This window comes from Acidimicrobiales bacterium (genome assembly GCA_034521975.1).
Lineage (GTDB): Bacteria > Actinomycetota > Acidimicrobiia > Acidimicrobiales > SKKL01 > SKKL01.
The window spans coordinates 18,223-35,747 of the sequence record JAXHLR010000003.1 but is presented as its reverse complement, the minus strand read 5'-3'; the positions used below and the strand labels follow the sequence as shown (position 1 = coordinate 35,747).

18 protein-coding genes and 1 pseudogene are annotated in these 17,525 nt (G+C 70.0%); 11 read left to right on the top strand and 8 right to left on the bottom strand.

What is annotated here, in order from left to right:
* Window positions 1-224: 224 nt before the first annotated feature.
* The 7 genes from U5K29_02360 to U5K29_02330 all read right to left on the bottom strand — a co-directional run bounded on the left by U5K29_02360 (window position 225) and on the right by U5K29_02330 (window position 6,159).
* Window positions 225-1,145, bottom strand: coding sequence for an ATP-binding protein (locus U5K29_02360; GenBank protein MDZ7677376.1), 921 nt, complete (start codon window positions 1,143-1,145; stop codon window positions 225-227).
* 270 nt (window positions 1,146-1,415) lie between these two features.
* A complete protein-coding gene (locus U5K29_02355; protein MDZ7677375.1) occupies window positions 1,416-2,534 on the bottom strand; it encodes a hypothetical protein in 1,119 nt (372 codons plus the stop codon).
* Entirely contained in the window at window positions 2,531-3,217 is a 687-nt protein-coding gene (locus tag U5K29_02350; protein ID MDZ7677374.1) for a glycosyltransferase family A protein, read from the bottom strand. Before U5K29_02350 ends, U5K29_02355 begins: the two co-directional genes overlap by 4 nt.
* Window positions 3,214-4,254: a hypothetical protein gene (locus U5K29_02345; protein ID MDZ7677373.1), complete on the bottom strand. Its 1,041-nt coding sequence runs from the start codon at window positions 4,252-4,254 to the stop codon at window positions 3,214-3,216. The genes U5K29_02350 and U5K29_02345 overlap by 4 nt, the downstream gene beginning before the upstream one ends.
* On the bottom strand, window positions 4,251-4,688 hold the full coding sequence (locus U5K29_02340; GenBank protein ID MDZ7677372.1) for a PqqD family protein: 438 nt from the start codon (window positions 4,686-4,688) through the stop codon (window positions 4,251-4,253). Before U5K29_02340 ends, U5K29_02345 begins: the two co-directional genes overlap by 4 nt.
* An 86-nt stretch (window positions 4,689-4,774) precedes the next feature.
* Entirely contained in the window at window positions 4,775-5,452 is a 678-nt protein-coding gene (locus tag U5K29_02335; GenBank protein ID MDZ7677371.1) for a glycosyltransferase family A protein, read from the bottom strand.
* Between the two features lie 83 nt (window positions 5,453-5,535).
* Window positions 5,536-6,159, bottom strand: a complete 624-nt coding sequence (locus tag U5K29_02330; protein ID MDZ7677370.1) for a hypothetical protein — start codon at window positions 6,157-6,159, stop codon at window positions 5,536-5,538.
* A gap of 153 nt (window positions 6,160-6,312) precedes the next feature.
* Between U5K29_02330 and fdhD the strand changes: the two genes are divergently transcribed.
* From fdhD to U5K29_02275, 11 genes and pseudogenes are all read left to right on the top strand, one after another.
* Window positions 6,313-7,149 (top strand): formate dehydrogenase accessory sulfurtransferase FdhD, encoded by an 837-nt coding sequence (gene fdhD / locus U5K29_02325; protein ID MDZ7677369.1) that lies wholly within the window; start codon window positions 6,313-6,315, stop codon window positions 7,147-7,149.
* Window positions 7,146-9,371 (top strand): molybdopterin-dependent oxidoreductase, encoded by a 2,226-nt coding sequence (locus U5K29_02320; GenBank protein ID MDZ7677368.1) that lies wholly within the window; start codon window positions 7,146-7,148, stop codon window positions 9,369-9,371. The genes fdhD and U5K29_02320 overlap by 4 nt, the downstream gene beginning before the upstream one ends.
* Before the next feature lie 45 nt (window positions 9,372-9,416).
* On the top strand, window positions 9,417-9,650 hold the full coding sequence (locus U5K29_02315; GenBank protein ID MDZ7677367.1) for a hypothetical protein: 234 nt from the start codon (window positions 9,417-9,419) through the stop codon (window positions 9,648-9,650).
* Complete coding sequence (locus U5K29_02310) at window positions 9,647-10,042, top strand: type II toxin-antitoxin system VapC family toxin (protein MDZ7677366.1); 396 nt, start codon at window positions 9,647-9,649, stop codon at window positions 10,040-10,042. Before U5K29_02315 ends, U5K29_02310 begins: the two co-directional genes overlap by 4 nt.
* Window positions 10,043-10,089: 47 nt before the next feature.
* Window positions 10,090-10,791, top strand: coding sequence for a chlorite dismutase family protein (locus U5K29_02305; protein ID MDZ7677365.1), 702 nt, complete (start codon window positions 10,090-10,092; stop codon window positions 10,789-10,791).
* A gap of 282 nt (window positions 10,792-11,073) precedes the next feature.
* Window positions 11,074-11,865 (top strand): LPXTG cell wall anchor domain-containing protein, encoded by a 792-nt coding sequence (locus U5K29_02300; GenBank protein ID MDZ7677364.1) that lies wholly within the window; start codon window positions 11,074-11,076, stop codon window positions 11,863-11,865.
* Window positions 11,866-12,036: 171 nt separating this feature from the next.
* Entirely contained in the window at window positions 12,037-13,422 is a 1,386-nt protein-coding gene (locus tag U5K29_02295) for a branched-chain amino acid ABC transporter permease (GenBank protein ID MDZ7677363.1), read from the top strand.
* Window positions 13,422-14,414: a branched-chain amino acid ABC transporter permease gene (locus tag U5K29_02290; GenBank protein ID MDZ7677362.1), complete on the top strand. Its 993-nt coding sequence runs from the start codon at window positions 13,422-13,424 to the stop codon at window positions 14,412-14,414. The genes U5K29_02295 and U5K29_02290 overlap by 1 nt, the downstream gene beginning before the upstream one ends.
* Before the next feature lie 16 nt (window positions 14,415-14,430).
* Window positions 14,431-14,619, top strand: a pseudogene (locus tag U5K29_02285) (ATP-binding cassette domain-containing protein).
* Window positions 14,620-14,707: 88 nt separating this feature from the next.
* Window positions 14,708-15,295: an ATP-binding cassette domain-containing protein gene (locus tag U5K29_02280; protein ID MDZ7677361.1), complete on the top strand. Its 588-nt coding sequence runs from the start codon at window positions 14,708-14,710 to the stop codon at window positions 15,293-15,295.
* On the top strand, window positions 15,292-16,026 hold the full coding sequence (locus U5K29_02275) for an ABC transporter ATP-binding protein (protein ID MDZ7677360.1): 735 nt from the start codon (window positions 15,292-15,294) through the stop codon (window positions 16,024-16,026). Before U5K29_02280 ends, U5K29_02275 begins: the two co-directional genes overlap by 4 nt.
* A 70-nt stretch (window positions 16,027-16,096) precedes the next feature.
* Here U5K29_02275 and U5K29_02270 read toward each other — a convergent pair whose 3' ends face one another.
* Entirely contained in the window at window positions 16,097-17,470 is a 1,374-nt protein-coding gene (locus U5K29_02270) for an ABC transporter substrate-binding protein (protein ID MDZ7677359.1), read from the bottom strand.
* Between the last annotated feature and the right edge of the window lie 55 nt (window positions 17,471-17,525).

The following is a 17,525-nucleotide window of genomic DNA, read 5'->3' as shown; positions in this document are numbered from 1 at the left end:
GCCTCGAGGGGTATGAACCACCCCTGGACCAGCTCGCCGGCCCGAGTCTGTCGGCGAGAGGTGGGACGGTCCCCGCCCCCGCCGGGAGCGGGCGAACCCCATGTTCGAGCCGGGCGTGCTCGCCCGCGAGCTGGCTGCTCTCAACCTGCTCTAAATTCGACTTGAGAGCGGGGTGACTTCCGCCCGCTCGGTGTTGGCAAGGCACCCTTGGAAGTACCTGAATGTCATTCAACCCGAGGTTCCCAGTAGGCGCGAGGGTCTCGCTCGGACTTCCCGATCCAGGCAATGAGCCCCGCCTCCTCCATCGCTCGCAGCAGGCGGATCGTCACCGGCCGGGACACGCCGAGGGAATCCTGCACCTCGCCAGTGCTGGACCTGCCGCTGTCCCGGATGATCTGCATCGCCTGCCGCCAGCGAGCGGGAAGCCGAGCGTCGAGGGCCCTGTCAACTGGTGAGGCGCGGAGCGTCAGTCGGACGCTTCCCGCGGTCTGGTGGTACTCGGGGTCGGCGAGGCCGGCCAGCCGCATCTCCTCGAACATGCGGCGGATGCCCTCGCCGAGCTCCTGGCCGAAGCGAAGATCTGCGCACACGCGTGCGATCCGAGGATTGCGTGCGAAGCGCGTGAGCGCACGGGGGTCAGCGATGTCGACCACACCCGGGAAACGCCCTGGGCTCTCGAACTCGATGCGGTCGTCAAAGACAGTGACCCTGATGTGGTCCCCGGATGTCGAGTATGAGCGGTGCACGACGGCGTTTACGAGTCCCTCCATCCAGGCATCCTCGGGAACGATCCCGACGGGACCGAAACGGCCGTCGGCGCCGAGGGCTTGGCGGACAGGAAGCTGCTCCTTGATCACGCTGCGAGCCTCCGCCAACTGATGGGGGATAGGACCCTCGATGCGAATGTCGGAGAGCATCTGCTGGCGGGTGCCCGTTTCGGCGGTGGTCCCACGATGGCGGACGACGCGCACATGGGCGTGCGGCAACTGTGCCTGCGGCTGGATCCCGAAGAGGAGGATGCTGCCCACGGTGGTCCGGTCATCATCAAGGATCAGACCGCGTGCCTTCAGGAGCCGACGCTCGTCAGTCGCTCCGACGGCCTCGGCGTAGCTCTCGACCAAATGAGGATTCAGCTCGCCGTCCATGGGGGTGCGTTCATAGGCAGCCTGGCCGCGATCGAAGGTCAGCTCGCGTCGTTCATCGGAGCATCGAACGGTCAAGTCGACGGCGACCGTGGTCGGGGTGGTGACCTCGGGGCCACGCACCTCCGTGCCGGACTCGGCGTAGGTGGCCGACGCCTCCAAGGGCATGAACCATCCCTGGACCAGCTCGCCGGCCCGAGTCTGTCGGCGAGAGGTGGGACGGTCCTCGCCTCCGCCGGGAGCGGGCCGACACCCTGTTCGAGCCGGAGGGCGTCAACCTCGGAATGGCTTGCGCCCGACCGTCGCCGTGACGCGGCCGGCGACCGCACCGGGGAGCTGCCAGGCCGAGTCGAGCCCCCAGCGTGAGGTCAAGAAGCCGGGAAGGCGGGTGACCGCTTCGCGCCCGGACCAGGATCGGCGGTTGCGCACCCACTCCGCTCGCAGTCCGGCCGCCGGCCCCCGCCGGGCCACCAGGGCACGGTCCAACTGCCGGTGCCCGACGGTACCGCCCTCCGGCACCAGCGCACGGAGCTGGTCGGCATCGCCGACATCCACCACCTCGGAGAGGAACTCGAGCGCGCCCCGCACGAGCGGCTCGATCCGGAACCGTCGGCTGGTGGCAGCCACCCGCTCTGGGGTGAGGTCCGTCCCCCCGACCAGTGCAGCGACCAACACCATCCACCGCAGCGGAACCGGCGAACCCGGCGTCGGACCCTCTGAGCAGAGCGCGACCAGCGCATCGGCCGGGTCCAGGACCGGCACCGTCGCCTGCCCCACCGTGGCCGGGCGGGCCGCCTCCAGCAGTGGATCCAGCGACCGATGCGGTTCGTCCGGTTCGACCAACCAGACTCCGGCACGTGACAACAACCGGAGCTCGCCGCCGGCCGGGTCGCGCACCACCCGGGGCCGAACCCAGGGTGCGCCACGACCCCTCGTTGTCGACCAGCCCGCCCCGACCAGGGCGGCGGTGACGGGATCGACCTCCACGGCGGGGACGAGCAGCGTGAGCGGGTCGGACGGGAGCCAGCCCAGGTCGTCGCCGAGCGCCAGCTGAGCGTGCGGCGCCAGCGCCCAAGGTCGCGAGCCCGAGCCCAGCGCCTCGACGGCGCGGGCGAGGGTGGACAGCGCTCGCTGGTTGTTCACCCACGTGCGGCGGGAGATGCCCTTCAGCACCGGAAGGTCGCGGTGGCCGGGAGCTCCGTGGTGGAGCTGGCCCCAGACGGCGGACAGGAGCCGGTGCCGTTCGGGGACGTGATCGTCGGCGAGGGACACCGCGCCGGTGAAGCGCTCCCACTCCGAGAGGGTCCGATCCGGCGGGCCCAGCGCCGCCCGCACCAGGGACAGGTCGACCTCGTCGGGCCAGCCGGTGCCCAGCCGCCCCGGCCGTCTCACCCCTGCGCCCCGCGCCGGCGACGCAGATGCTCCGCAACCGCCGCGAGCCGTGCCGCCGAGGCGTCGCCACCGATCAGGGTGCTGTTGTTCGCGTGCAGACGCCGGCGGAGCAGCACCTCTGGATGGTGGCGCACCGCGGGCACCGCGTCGGCCAACCGCGAGCACCAGTCGAACCAGTCGGCCCCATCGACCTCACGGAAGGGTCCCGTCGCGTCGAACGCGGCGCGGGTGGCCAGCAGCCCTGACGCCATCCGGGTCGGGCCGGTGAGCGTGCGGGGGGCCCGGCCACGACGTGCGTCGGGGTCGAGGTCGGGGCTGAGGAACTCCTCCACCCCGCAGAACACCGCCACCGCCAGGCTCGGATCCTCGATCATCCCCAGCTGGCGCTCGGTCTTGGAACGGACCCACAGATCGTCGGCGTCGCACAATGCCAGCACCTCGCCGGTCGCCAAGGCGATGCCGGTGTTCCGGGCGGACCCCGCTCCCCGGGCTGGTTGCTCCACGACCGTCACGGTCTCGCCGAACGACCGGGCGAGCGGCACCGTCGCGTCGGTCGATCCGTCGTCGACGACGATCACCTCGTCGACCGGGCGGCTCTGGGTGGTGATGGACTCCAGCGTCTCGCCCAGGTAGCGCTCACCGTCGCGCACCGCGATGACCACGCTGACCCGCCAACGCGTCACCACTCCACACTGCCGCGGGTGAGCCTGCTGACCGCCGCGACCACCTCATCGGGGTTGGATCCGACCTCGAGGGTGGCTGTAGGCACCTGTCGCACCAGCCGGGACAAGGCCGAGAGGGTCGCGGCGCCGGTTCCGTGCAGCTGAAGGATCGTCGACGGCGCGAGGGCACCGAGCACCTGTCCCGGGCTCGCCGGCCGCAGCTCAGTGGTGCCGGTCGGACTCACCGTGATCGCGGCAACTGCCGCCACCGGAGCCGAGGTGACCAGGTTCACCCACGGCACCCGGTCCATCCTCACCACTGCCTTGGCTCCCTCGCCGACCGGATCGAGCAGGTAGCTGGCGAACGACCGGTCGCCGTCGAGGCTGTCGAGGTGGAGCTTCGCGGTGGAGAAGAGAGAGTGCACCCGCGGTGACGGGTGGCAGCTGACCACCGTGTGATCGTCATCGAGATAGCCCAAACCGGCGCGAGCAGCCGTCAGAGCGGTGGTCGACTTGCCCGACCCGCTGGGACCCGCGAGCAGGACCGCTCCGTCGGGACTGCCGACCGCGGCGGCGTGGATCATCGGACGGCCATGGAGCTCCAGCCACCACGCGAACAGCCGCCGCAACGGCGCCGCCCGCTCCCACCAGGTGATCTGGGCCATATCCTCCACGCAGCACCAGGCGAGCCCGGCCCGACGGTCGAAGGCGACCAGCATCTGGCTGTCGGGGTCGAAGTGGACCCGAACCTCACCCAGATCGCCGTGGTGCTTCAACCGCCCATCGTCGGTGAACAAGGCGGTGGGCAGCGATGGCCTCGGTGCATTGCTCGACCGAAGCTCCCACATCCGCAGCGTGAGGTTCGCCGTGTTCGTGGACCTTTCGTGGTGACCGAGAGCGGGCCAGATGCGATCCAGGAGGTAATCGCCCGCCGCGGTGGCACAGAAGGTGAGCCCCGCGATCGAGACCGCCCGGTCGAAGACCTCGGTGCCCGTCGACGCGGCCTCCCACGACCGCTGGAGCTCGGCTGTGAACCTCGTCGAGAGTTCGTCGGTCACTCGACGGGGGCAGGCTTGGGCCAGCCGGCCGCGGTGTCGACGTCGTGAACCGGGTCGAGGAGGATGAGGTCCTCCATGTCGGTGTAGCGCTCGACCCGGAGGTCTCCAGCATCAGCACCGGCCGGAGTGTCAGGCAACGGGTCGGGGGCGCGATCCTCTCCACGCTCGGCGAGCAACCCTTCGCTGCGGAGCTGGTCGAGGAACGCCTCGACAGCCTCCTCGGAGTCGGAGGCGGCATGGGTTGAGGCGCGCTCGGAGAGGATCGATGCCACTTCGGTGGGCGTTGCGCCGGCGGCCAGTGCCGACCAGACCCATGCCGCCCAGCCCGACATGCTGTAGTAGACGCCGGACGACATGTCGATGGCGATGACCTCTCCGTCGAGCTCCTCGGCCACGATCGACTGCGCGTTCAACTGGTACCTCTGGTGCAGCAAGCAAGACCCTCCCGCGACTCGTGGACGCCGATGCGTCCGCTTGCCCAATCGTAGGGCAGCACGAGAACCGTTGGTGCAGCGGACCCTCAGCTCGAGCGCCGGTGTCGGCGGATGAGGTCGAACATCTCCCAGCGGTAGTCGATGCCATAGATCAGGTTGTCGCCGGTCACACGCCGAACGAACAGCGGCTCATCGAGCTTGTGGACCCGGTGGCCGGCCGCCACCAGCCGGGCATGGAAGTCGGAGTCCTCGGCGACCGGTCGCGACTCGTCGAACCCCCCGAGCTCCTCGAAGAGGGGGCGGGCCAAGAGCATCGAGATCGTGTAGAAGGACGTCTCCCGATCGCCAGGGGGTCGAGTCGCGATCTCGACGGGGAGCTCGACACCCGGATCGATCTGGATCCGGCCGAGCCCGATCACCGCGCTGGCCGAGGGTGTCTCGCCCAGCACGTCGAGCTGGCGGCGGAGGCGTCCCGGGAGCATGAGGTCGTCGGAGTCCAAGAACGCGAGCCACGGTGCCGTGCAGGCGGCGACACCGGCGTTTCGCGCTGCCGCCGGGCCCCGGTTGGGTTGGTGCAGTGCCGTCACTCCCAGAACCTCGGCGAGTCGGTCGACCACCTCCGGGGTGTCGTCGGTCGAACCGTCGTCGACCACGATCACCTCGACCTCAACCCCTTCTTGGTCGAGGACGCTGTCGACCGCTTCGACGACCATCGCCGGCCGGTTGAACACCGGGATGACCACGCTGACCCGATCGAGGTTCATCCCCCCATTGTCGCGGACGGGCGATCGACGGTTCGGCGACTCGTGCCGTGACCGGTCGCTGAGCCGCTCAGCGACCGCGGCGCTCAGCGGCCGCGGAACGCCAGGGGTTCGACGTCGGGCCACAGGCGGCCCAGCAGGTTGGCCTCGCCGACGAGCTCGTCGTAGTCGCCGAAGGCGGGGTGGTCGTACCAGTGGGCGCCGGGGTTCCAGTCGAGGCGCAGCTCGTGGGCCCGACCCTGGGGCGACTGCTGATCGAAGCGGGTCCAGGTGGCCGAGGTGTCGGGCCGCACCCAGGTGAACCAGTCGGTGATCTGCTGGTCGGCCGGCACCGTGTCGCCACCGTTGGTGCGCTTGATGCCGCGCAGCCACAACCGGTCGTCGACCTCGCGGAACTCGCGGATCTCGACCGGCACCGTGCCCGACTGGTCGAAGCGGGTGACCCGGGCCTCGTGACGACCGAGCAGGCTGACCACGATCACCTGACCGCCGTCGCGGCGCACCGCGGCGTAGGCCCGGCCGCTGAGGTGCGCCAAGTGGGCATCGTCGTCGCCGACCGGATCGATCAGGCGCTGGCCGGCTGGGTCCCAGCCCCGCCCGTCGGCGCTGTAGCCGAGGAACGACGACGACAACAGGTCGATCGCGCCGTCGTCGGCAGCGGCGCGGTCGTCGCGGTTCCGGCGCAGGCCAAGGCGGGCGGCGATCGCCATCGGTGTGCTCCTCGTGGCTCGGTGTCGGAGGGGAAGAGTGGCGCCACTCTGGGTGGCTGGAGTCACCCTAGTAGGTCGAACGGCCCAGTGCCGGGATCGCCCGCCCGGGACCGCCCGGGTTCGCCCGGGACCACCTCCGATACCCTGACCCCCGTGGGACGGGGCCGCACCACCACCTATCTGACCCAGGTGTTCGACACCGCCGAGGGCACCGTGTCGCGCGCCCCGGCCAACCTCGCGGTGGAGGAACCCCTCGAGATCCGCCTCGACGACCACCTCGTCGCCACCACCATGCGCACGCCCGGCCACGACTTCGACCTCGCCGTCGGCTGGTGCCACGCCGAGGGCCTCCTCGCCGACGCCGCCGTCGACACCGTCCGCTACTGCGCCACCGGCTCGGCCGTCGACACCAAGTTCAACGTGGTGTCGGTCTCCACCGGCGGGCGGGCCCCCGAACCCGTCGCCCGCCTCGGCTCGATCTCCAGCTCCTGCGGCCTGTGCGGATCCACCGCCATCGACGACCTGGTCGACCGCATCGCCCCCCTGGCCTCGCCCACCGCCTTCTCCAGCCAGGTCCTCGCCGCCGTGCCCGACCGCGTGCGCGACGACCAGGACCTCTTCTCCGACACCGGTGCGGTGCACTGCGCCGCCGCCTTCGACACCGACGGGCACTCGGTGCTGGTGCGCGAGGACATCGGCCGCCACAACGCGGTCGACAAGATCGTCGGCCGCCTCGTCCTCGAGGGGACCGTCCCCGCCAACGGGCTGGGGCTGGCGGTCAGCGGCCGGGCCTCGTTCGAGATCGTCCAGAAGGCGTGGGCCGCCGGGTTCTCCACCGTCGTCGCCGTCAGCGCCCCCTCGGCCCTGGCCGTCGAGGTCGCCCGCCGGGCCGGCATCACCCTCGCCGGGTTCGCCCGGGGCGGCACCCTGCGCCTCTACGCCGGCTCGGCTCGACGGCGAGAACGCCGGATGAGGCGGTTCGCCCGATGAGGCGGCCCGACGGGCTCACCATCCGTCCCGAGCTGTGGGCCGGGCTCGCCCCCAACGGCATCGGCCAGCAGAAGCCCGACCACTACCGCGAGATGGCCGAGGTCGCCCTCGACAACCTCGCCCACCCCAAGCGGGCCCTCGACATCCTCCGCAAAGGGGTGTGCGACGGCTGCGCCCTCGGCGTCGCCGGGTTCCACGACTGGACCATCGACGGCGTGCACCTCTGCACCACCCGGCTGCGCCTGCTCGAGCTCAACACCGCCGACCCGCTCGACCCCGTCGTCCTCGCCGACGCCGAGGTCCTGCGCTCGCGCACCGGTGAGGAACTGCGGGGCTTCGGCCGGCTCGGCCACCCCATGCGCCGCCGCCGGGGCGACCGTGGCTTCCACCGCATCAGCTGGGACGAGGCCCTCGACGCGCTGGCCGGTGGCATCGCCGCCGCCGGAGGCGACCGCACCGCCCTCTACCTCACCAGCCGGGGCCTCACCAACGAGACCTACTACGTGGCCGGCAAGGCCGCCCGGGCCATGGGCATCGCCTCGGTCGACTCCGCCGCCCGGGTCTGTCACGCCCCCTCCACCCTCGGACTCAAGGCGTCGATCGGCGTGGCCGCCTCCACCTGCTCGCTCACCGACGTGATCGAGAGCGACCTGGTCGTGCTCTGGGGGTCGAACCCGGCCAACAACCAGCCGGTGTTCATGAAGTACCTCTACCAGGCCCGCCGGCGCGGATGCCGGGTCGTGGTCGTCAACCCCTACCTCGAACCCGGACTCGACCGCTACTGGGTGCCCTCCAGCCCCGAATCGGCCCTGTTCGGCACCAAGATGTGCGACCTGCACATCCCCGTGCGCCCCGGCGGCGACGTCGCCTTCGCCAACGCCGCCCTCAAGGTGCTGATCGAACGCGACGGCATCGACCGGGCCTTCATCGACGCCAGCACCGAAGGGTGGGACGAAACCGTCGCCGCCCTCGACGCCCAGCCCCTCGACGACCTCCTGGAGGCCGCAGGGCTCACCCGGGCCCACGTCGAATCCTTCGTCGACGAGTACGCCGCGGCCGACGCCGCCATCCTGCTGTGGTCGATGGGCATCACCCAGCACCGCGACTCGGTCGACGGGGTGCGGGCCATCGTGAACCTCGGCCTCGCCCGGGGCAACGTGGGCCGCGACGGTGCCGGGCTCATGCCCATCCGCGGCCACTCCGGTGTGCAGGGCGGCGCCGAGATGGGCGCCTACGCCACCTCGCTGCCCGGCGGCCACGACGTCACCGCCTCAAACGCAGCGTCGCTGGGGGAGCGGTGGGGGTTCCAGATCCCCGACCAGCCGGGACTCACCGCCCCCGAGATGGTCGACGCCGCCGCCGACGGCCGCCTCGACGTGCTGTGGATGTCGGGCGGCAACTTCCTCGACGTGCTGCCCGACCCCGCCCGGGTCGGCGACGCCCTCGAAGCGGTGCCGCTGCGGGTCCACCAGGACATCGTCGTGTCGTCGCAGATGCTGGTGCCCGGCGACGACGTGATCCTGCTCCCCGTCGCCACCCGCTACGAGCAGGAAGGCGGCGGCACCGAGACCACCACCGAACGACGGGTCGCCTTCTCCCCCGAGATCCTCCGCCCACCCGCCCAAGCCCGCTCCGAGTGGCGCCTCTTCGCCGACGTCGCCAACCGGGTGCGCCCCGACCTGCGCCCCCGCTTCTCGTGGCCCACCAACCAGGACCTGCGGGCCGAGATCGCCCGGATCGTACCCACCTACGCCGGCATCGAGACCCTGGCCGACACCGGCGACGCCATCCAGTGGGGCGGACGCCACCTCTGCGCCGGCGGCGAGTTCCCCACCCCCAGCGGAAGGGGCCGGTTCACCCCGCTCACCCCCACCCGCACCGAGCTGCCCGCCGGTCGCTTCGCCGTCGCCACCCGCCGGGGCAAGCAGTTCAACTCCATGATCCTGGCCGAGACCGATCCCCTCACCGGCGCCGCCCGCGACGCCGTCTACATCGACGAAGCCGACGCCGCCTCGCTCGGCCTCGCCGACGGCGACCCCGTGGTGCTCGAGAACGAGGTCGGGTCGATGGAGGGTCACCTGCGGGTCGTGCGCCTGCCCGAGCGCACTCTGCAGGTCCACTGGCCCGAGGGCAACGTGCTCATCGCCGCCGGCCCCGACGACCGCGAACCCGGCTCGAAGGTCCCCGACTACAACGCCGTGGTCACCCTTCGGGGCGCCTGACCGTCGAGGGTTGTCAGTCCCAGATCGCGCTTGCATAATGAAAGCATGCCGAACGTCCTCGTCCGAGATGTCCCCGACAACGTCCACGCCGAGCTGCAGCGACGAGCCGAGCGTGCTGGACAGTCGCTCCAGCAGTACCTCGCACGCGAGCTGCGTCGGATCGCCGCCCACCCCGACCTCGACGAGGTGCTCGACCGGATCGCCGATGAGCGCCACGGAGGTCGGATCGGCTTCGACCAGGCCGTGGCTGACCTCGAGTCGGCCCGCGGGCGAGAGTGATCGTCGTCGACGCGTCGGTGTTGGCCAACGCCATCGGCGACGACGGACTTGAAGGAACGCGGGCACGACAAGCATTGCGAGGCCATGACCTGGCTTCTCCCGGGCTCATCGACGTGGAGGTGCTGGCTGTGCTGCGCAAGCGCTGGCTCGCCGGTGACCTCGGAGAGGAGCGGTTCGGAGCCGCCGTCGACGACCTGCTCGCCGTGCCCGTCGCTCGCTATCCGATGCTCGCGCTCATGCTCCGAGCAGCCGAGCTGAAGGCCAATCTCAGTCCCTACGACGCCTCCTATGTCGCACTCGCCGAGACGTTGCGTTGCCCCCTGCTCACCAGTGACCGTCGCCTGGCCAGGGCTCCCGGTCCGCGTTGCGAGGTGCGAGTCGTAGACGGGTAGGCGACGTGGCTGGCCGACGGGAGCACCTGACTCGCTACGGTGAGGCCATGACCGTGCCGTCCTCCTCCGAGCCGCTGTCCCCGACCACCGGGCTGGGTGTCCTGCACCTGTTCCTCAAGGTCACCGCCAACACCCGCCGCGACGACATCATCACCGCCGTCGCCAAGGCGCAGGCCGACGGCGATCAGGTCGTGCCCGTCGCCGTGTTCGGCCACAAGGCCGACCTGGCGATCATGGCGTTGTCCGAGGACCTGTGGCGGCTGCGGGACCTGCAGACCGCCCTGGTGGGCTCGGGCCTCGAGCTGGCCGACTCGTACCTGTCGCTCACCGAGGTGTCCGAGTACGCCAAGGGCATGCCCGAGGAGATGCTCCAGGCCCGCCTGCACCCCCAGCTCCCACCCGAGGGCAAGCACGCCTGGTGCTTCTACCCCATGTCCAAGCGCCGGTGGGTCGGGGCGAACTGGTACACCCTCGACTACGACGAGCGCAAGGAGCTCATGTACGAGCACGGCGCGTCGGGCCGCACGTTCGCGGGACGGATCCTGCAGGTGGTCACCGGCTCGACCGGGCTCGACGACTTCGAGTGGGGCGTCACCCTCTTCGGCGTGCACCCCGATGATCTCAAAGAGGTCGTCTACACCATGCGCTACGACACCGCCTCGGCCCACTACGGCGAGTTCGGCGCCTTCTACACCGGCATGGTCGCTCCGCTCGACGAGGTGCTCGACCGCCTCGGCGTCGACGCCTGAACCGCCGAGAAACGGCCGAACAAAGGTCGAAGTACCCTCACCCTTCGTAGCGGCCGGGCGTATCATTACCACAGAGGGTGAACCAGGAGTTCACCCCCGCTGAGAGCACCCCGGAAGCGCCACGACTCCCGAGATGCACTCGGGGAAGCATCGATCCACAGGCTGGACTGGTCGCAGCGCCTGTGAGGAGCCAAGGCGAACCCGGCCCCGGGAACCACCCACCAGGGTGGCGGGCCAAGGGTTCGCCTTTCGTCCGTCACCCACGGGACGGAGGAGGCTCCGATGAGGACATCGACACGCTTCACACAGAGGATCGCACTGGTCGCAGTACTGGCGCTCGTCCTCGCACTCGCCCCCACAGGGGGCTTCGCCTCGGCCGACGAGGACTACAACACCTGCAAGGACCACCCGGCCTACGACCAGAACCACGAGGGCAACACCAGTGGTGACTGGGGCAGCATCACCTTCACGCCCGATGACGGTCCCTTGGTCCTCGACGTGAACGAGGGCTACGAGGTCTGGCTGTGCCTGAAGAAGGGTGATGAGTCGAGCGACATGGGCGTCGTCGAGGTCGGACCCTTCGAGGGTCCGCTCGAGGGCATCGAGGTCGACTACCCCGGAACCGTCCCTGAAGATGGCTTCAGCCACTACGGCGTCCGCTTCGCCGAGGTGACCACGACCACCACGGAGGCCACGACCACAACGACCGAGGCCACGACCACAACGACCGAGGCCACGACCACAACGACCGAGGCCACGACCACAACGACCGAGGCCACGACCACAACGACCGAGGCCACGACCACCACCGAGGCCACGACCACCACCGAGGCTCCGCCCACGACCGCCGGGCCCGACGAGATCATCACCGACGAGCCCGAAGAGGCAGTCGAGGGTATCGAGGTGGAGAAGACCACCACCTCCGACATCCCCGCTGAGGTGGCTGGAGAGGTCGTCGAGGCCCTGCCTCGCACCGGTGGGGAAACCACCGGAACCACCCTGGTCGCCATCGCCGCCCTGCTGACCGGTGCCGCACTGCTCGCCGCAGTCCGCCGCCGCCAGCTCGTCAGCTGACGATCAGCAACACCAACAACATCAGCAACACCAAGACCGGGCGGAGTGGGCCCCGAACCTGCTCCGCCCGGCAGCGTGTTTGCAGGCCTGGCTACTCTGTAGCAGCTTGTACCACCGAGCGGGCCCGATGTGCGGGTCCCCTGCGCATCCTCCACCGCCGAGCCGCCGCCCGTGCCACACCGCCTCCGCAACCAGCGCACAACCCAGGCGATCACGGCGGCGACCCTGCTGGGCCTGCTGTTGGCCACCGTCGGGTCGCTCGCGCTCTCGGTTCCCGCGGCCCACGCCCAGGAGACCGATCTGGATCCCGGCGCGCCTTCTCCCGAAGCCGACGCCGAGGAGGTCGAGATCCCCGAACCCGGCGAGCAGTCGGTCGGCGGTCGCCTCGAGGACCAGGAGCAGCTCCCCGTCACCGGGGTGACCATCACCGTCGAGACCGAGGACGGCGAACCGATCGGCACCGTCGAGAGCGACGAGGAAGGCATCTGGTCCGTCGCCGTCCCCGAACCGGGCCGGGTCTCGGTCACCATCGACACCGACACCCTGCCCGAGGGGGTGTCGCTGCAGAACCCCGACCGCAGCACCCTCACCCCCAACGTTCGCCCCGGATCGTCGGCCACCGTCATCTTCGCCATCGGCGAACGCCAGGTCGAGTTCGCCTCGCGCCTCGACCGGTTGAGCAACCTCACCGCCGAGGGCCTCAAGTTCGGGCTGATGATCGCCCTCGGCGCGCTCGGCCTGTCGATGGTCTACGGCGTCACCGGACTGGTGAACTTCGCCCACGGCGAGCTGCTGGCCTTCGGAGCCGTCGTCGCCTTCTGGCTCGAGCGCGGCTACGGGCCCTTCCCCACCATGCCGCTCGTGCTGGCTGCGGCGATCGCCGTGGTGCTGTCCGCGGGCTTCGCCGGGCTGTGGGAGGTCGGGATCTTCGGACCCGTCCGCCGTCGCCGCTCCGGCGACATCGCCGCCCTCGTCATCTCGATCGGTCTCGGTCTGGTGGTTCGCCACCTCTACCTCGTGCTCTACGGGAGCCGGCGCGACTTCTACCTCGACTTCCGCCTCCAGTCCTCGTGGAGCCTCGGGCCGGTGTCGCTCACCCCCAAGTCGTGGATCACCATGGCCGCGGCCACCGTTGTGCTCGTCGCCGTCGGCTGGGCCCTGAAGAACACCCGCATCGGCACCGCCATGCGCGCCGTGTCGGTCAACAAGGACCTGGCCGAGTCGAGCGGCATCGACGTCAGCCGGGTCGTGATCGTCACCTGGATCGTGGGCGGCGCGCTCGCCGGGCTCAGCGGGGTGTTCTTCGGCATCGCCGAGTCGATCCGGTGGAACATGGGTGACCACGTGCTGCTCATGCTGTTCTCGGCGGTGATCCTCGGCGGGCTCGGCACCGCCTACGGCGCCATGTTCGGCGGCCTGGTCGTCGGGCTGGTCACCCAGCTGTCCACCTACTGGTTCCCCGCCGAGCTGAAGCTGATGTTCGCCCTGCTGGTGCTGGTCATCATCTTGTTGGTGCGGCCCCAGGGCATCCTCGGGGTGCGGGAGCGGTTCGGCTGATGGACGACCTGGTCCGGGTCTTCGCCGACGCCCTGCGGGGAGCGCTGGGCCCCAACGCGGCCGCGTTCGCCATCGCCGCGGTTGGCCTCAACCTGCACTTCGGCTTCACCGGCCTGTTGAACTTCGGCCACGTCGCCTTCATGGCCATCGGCGCCTACACCATGGCCGCCGTGGTCGACTCGGGCTTCTCGCTGTGGCTCGGCATCCCCGCCGGCATGGTGGCCGCGGTCGTGCTCGGCCTCGTGCTCGGCGGCACCACCCTGCGGCTCCGCGTCGAGTACCTGGCCATCACCACCATCGCCGTGGGCGAGATCATCCGCATCTCGATCCGGTCGCGGGCGCTCGAAGGCGTCACCGGTGGCGTGTTCGGTCTGCAGGGCATCAGCACCGACTTCTTCGACCTCAACCCCATCTCGCCCGGCAACTACGGGTTCTGGCGGATCACCTTCGGCGAGCGCCAGCTCTGGGTCATGCTGGTCGGCTGGTCCGTCGCCCTCCTGTGCACCCTGGTGGTGTGGGCGCTCATGCGGGCCCCGTGGGGTCGGGTGGTCAAGGCCATCCGCGAAGACGAGGACGCGGCCAGGGCCCTGGGCAAGAACGCCTTCGTGATCAAGATCCAGAGCCTGTGCATCGGCGGCGTCATGGGCGCGCTGGCCGGGATGCTGCTCGCCATCGAAGCCTCCGCGGTCGATCCCAACAGCTACCTGCCCCAGCAGACGTTCTTCGTGTGGACCGTCATGATCCTCGGCGGTGCCGCCACCATCAAGGGGGCCATGGCCGGCGCGGTCATGTTCTGGTTCCTGTTGCTGTTTGCCGAAGGGTTGCTGCGCGAGGGCATCGATCAGGGGATCATCCCCGAGTGGCTGCTCACCAGCCAGCAGATGTTCGCCGTGCGCTTCGTGGTCACCGGGCTCCTGCTCATGGCCCTGATGATCTGGCGACCCCAGGGCGTGTTCGGCCGGCGCGAGGAGGTGATGGTCGGTGCACGTTGACGATCCCCAGCACCCCATGGCCACCATCGCTCCGGAACCGGGCGTGGCCAAGACCGACCCGATCCTCGTCGTCGACGACGTCTCGCGCTCCTTCGGTGGGCTCAAGGCGGTCGACGTCGACCACCTCGAGGTGCAGCGCGGGCTCATCACCTCGATGATCGGACCCAACGGCGCCGGCAAGACGACCCTGTTCAACCTGCTCACCGGCTTCGACACCGCCGACTCGGGCACCTGGTCGCTCGACGGCGACGCCGCTCCAAGGCAAGCCGCCCCACGCCATCGCCCGGCACGGCATGGTCCGCACCTTCCAGCTCACCAAGGCGCTGGCCAAGATGACCGTGCTCGACAACCTGTTGCTCGGCGCGTCCGGCCAGAACGGGGAGCGGCTCCGCGAGGCGCTCCTCCCGTTCCGGTGGCGACACCAGGAGGCCGAGGTCCACCAGCAGGCCGAGGCGCTGCTCGAGCGGTTCAACCTCACCCAGATGCGTCACGAGTACGCCGGCACCCTGTCGGGCGGACAGCGCAAGCTGCTGGAGATGGCCCGGGCCCTGATGGTGCGGCCCAAGGTCATCCTGCTCGACGAACCGATGGCCGGCGTCAACCCCGCCCTGGTCCAGTCGCTGCTCGGCCACGTGGCCGCGCTGCGCGACGAGGGCCTCACCGTCATCTTCATCGAGCACGACATGGACGTGGTCATGGGCATCAGCGACTGGGTGGTGTGTCTGGCCGAGGGTGCGGTGATCTCAGAGGGGTTGCCGCGCTCCGTCGGCAGCGACCCCAAGGTGATCGACGCCTACCTCGGCACCCACCTCGCGGAGCAGGACGTGCCCGTCGACGCCCCTGGGGTCGTGCCATCGGTCGCCGAGGAGGACGAGTCGTGACCAGCAGCGAGCCGGTGCTGGTGGCCACCGATGTCGTCGCCGGGTACCTGCCCGGCCTCGACATCCTCACCGGCACCAACTTCGAGCTCGGCGCCGGCGAGCTGGTCGGCATCATCGGGCCCAACGGCGCCGGCAAGTCCACGTTGGTCAAGGCCATGTTCGGGCTGGTGACGATCCGGTCGGGCTCGGTCCGGCTCCGTGGTGACGACATCACCAACCTCAAGGCCCACGCCCTGGTGGCCAAGGGCGTCGGATACGTCCCCCAGTCCGACAACGTGTTCCCCAACCTCACCATCGAGGAGAACCTCGAGATGGGGGTGTACCAGGATCCCAAGCGCTTCGACGAGCGGTTTGCGGTCGTCGCCGAGCTGTTCCCGCTGCTCGCCGACCGTCGACACCAGCGGGCCGGGCTGCTCTCGGGCGGCGAGCGCCAGATGCTGGCCATGGGACGGGCGCTGATGATGGAGCCGACGGTGCTGTTCCTCGACGAGCCGTCGGCGGGGCTGTCGCCGTCGAACCAGGACGAGGTGTTCCGCCGGGTGCGGCTGATCAACGAGTCCGGCGTGTCGATGGTGATGGTCGAACAGAACGCCCGTCGCTGCCTGCAGGTCGCCGACCGGGCCTACGTGCTCGACCAGGGTCGCAACGCCCACGAGGGCTCGGGCATCGATCTGTTGCACGACCCCAAGGTGATCGAGCTCTACCTCGGGACCCTCGCCCAGCAGGCCTGAGCCCGGACGCGGGCGGGGCCCGGCCTGGTGACCGGGCCCCGCTGTCGTGCTGGTGTCTCGACCGGTGTCGCTACTGGGCGACGACCTGGTCGACGAGCTGCAGCTCGCCGTTCTCGTCGTAGACGTTGACGTCATAGGAGGCGACCGATGGATCGCTGCCGTCCAGGTCGATGGGGCCCGATGCGCCCTGGTAGTCGATCTCCTCGCCGGCGTCGATCAGTTCGATGCACTCGGAGAAGGTCGAGCACTCGGTCCCCTCGGGTCCCGAGACCGATTCCATGTTGTCGCGGATCTCGGCGGGGTCGGCGGTGCCGGCCTGAGCGGTGGCGAGGGCGATGAGCACCGCGCAGTCATAGGACTGCGAGGAGAAGATCGCGTCGACATCGGGGGCGAACTCGCCGAACGCTTCGGGGAAGAACGCCGCACCCGTCTCGGGGTTGGCCGAGGGGGCGGTGCCGGTGATGCCCTCGGCGACACCCGGGTTCTCGGGGTCGATGCTCTCGCCCAGGTCGCCGGTGGCGAGCCCGTCGCCGGTGTAGAGCGACACCTCCGCGGGGCCGATGCCCTCCTCGATCATGGTCTGGATGATCTGGATCCCCTCCTCGAAGGCGATGAGGACGATGGCGTCGGGGCTCTCGCCGGCGATGGCCTGCACCTCGGCATCGAAGTTGGTGGCCCGGGGGTCGTACGAGTCGTTGTAGACCACGGTGGCGCCGCCATCCTCGAGGGTTTCGACGATGGCATCGCCGAACCCGACGCCGTAGTCGTCGGCCCGGACCAGCACGGCGACGTTGCTGTGGCCGTCGTTGAGCACGGTCTCGGCGAGCACGGGGCCCTGCAGATCGTCGCCGGGGGCGGTGCGGAAGTAGTAGCCGTCCTGGCCGGCGTTGCGCAGCGACGCCGCGGTGTTCGACGGCGAGCACTCGACGACACCGGACCCGGTGATCTTGTCGACCAGCTGGGTGGTGATGCCCGAGGCGGCCGCGCCGACGATGGCGTTGACCCCCACCGTGCCGAGCAGGCGGTCGACGGTGGTGTTGGCGACGCCGGGATCGGTGCCGCTGTCGCCGGGCTCGAGGACCACGTCGTTGCCGAGCACGCCGCCGGCGTCGTTGATGTCGCGAACGGCCATCTCCACTGCCTGGACCATGGGTGGGCCGAGGAAGGCGAGGTCGCCGGTCTCGGGCAACAGGGTGCCGATGGTGAGGGTCTCGGTGTCGAAGTCGACCTCGATGGGGTCGGTGTCGATGCCCGGTTCCTCGGTCCCGTCGTCGCCGTTGTCCGGTTCCTCGGTCCCGTCGTCGCCGTTGTCCGGTTCCTCGGTCCCGTCGTCGCCGTTGTCGTCGCCCGCGGCGTCGTCATCGTCGTTGCCGCAGGCCGCGGCAAGGAGCGAGAAGGCCATCAGGATGGCGAGCAGTCGCCACAACCGACTCGATGTGCGCATGAGTGAGTTCTCTTTCGTTCACCTATAGGTCAACCCACGATGGTTCGTGGATGCC

Excerpts from the sequence above, each read along its gene's own strand:
- U5K29_02335 (MDZ7677371.1), bottom strand. The coding sequence starts at position 5,452 with ATGAACCTCGATCGGGTCAGCGTGGTCATCCCGGTGTTCAACCGGCCG.
- U5K29_02305 (MDZ7677365.1), top strand. The coding sequence starts at position 10,090 with ATGACCGTGCCGTCCTCCTCCGAGCCGCTGTCCCCGACCACCGGGCTG.
- U5K29_02290 (MDZ7677362.1), top strand. The coding sequence starts at position 13,422 with ATGGACGACCTGGTCCGGGTCTTCGCCGACGCCCTGCGGGGAGCGCTG.
- U5K29_02360 (MDZ7677376.1), bottom strand. The coding sequence starts at position 1,145 with ATGGACGGCGAGCTGAATCCTCATTTGGTCGAGAGCTACGCCGAGGCC.
- U5K29_02320 (MDZ7677368.1), top strand. The coding sequence starts at position 7,146 with ATGAGGCGGCCCGACGGGCTCACCATCCGTCCCGAGCTGTGGGCCGGG.
- U5K29_02300 (MDZ7677364.1), top strand. The coding sequence starts at position 11,074 with ATGAGGACATCGACACGCTTCACACAGAGGATCGCACTGGTCGCAGTA.
- U5K29_02330 (MDZ7677370.1), bottom strand. The coding sequence starts at position 6,159 with ATGGCGATCGCCGCCCGCCTTGGCCTGCGCCGGAACCGCGACGACCGC.
- U5K29_02270 (MDZ7677359.1), bottom strand. The coding sequence starts at position 17,470 with ATGCGCACATCGAGTCGGTTGTGGCGACTGCTCGCCATCCTGATGGCC.
- U5K29_02315 (MDZ7677367.1), top strand. The coding sequence starts at position 9,417 with ATGCCGAACGTCCTCGTCCGAGATGTCCCCGACAACGTCCACGCCGAG.
- U5K29_02280 (MDZ7677361.1), top strand. The coding sequence starts at position 14,708 with ATGGTCCGCACCTTCCAGCTCACCAAGGCGCTGGCCAAGATGACCGTG.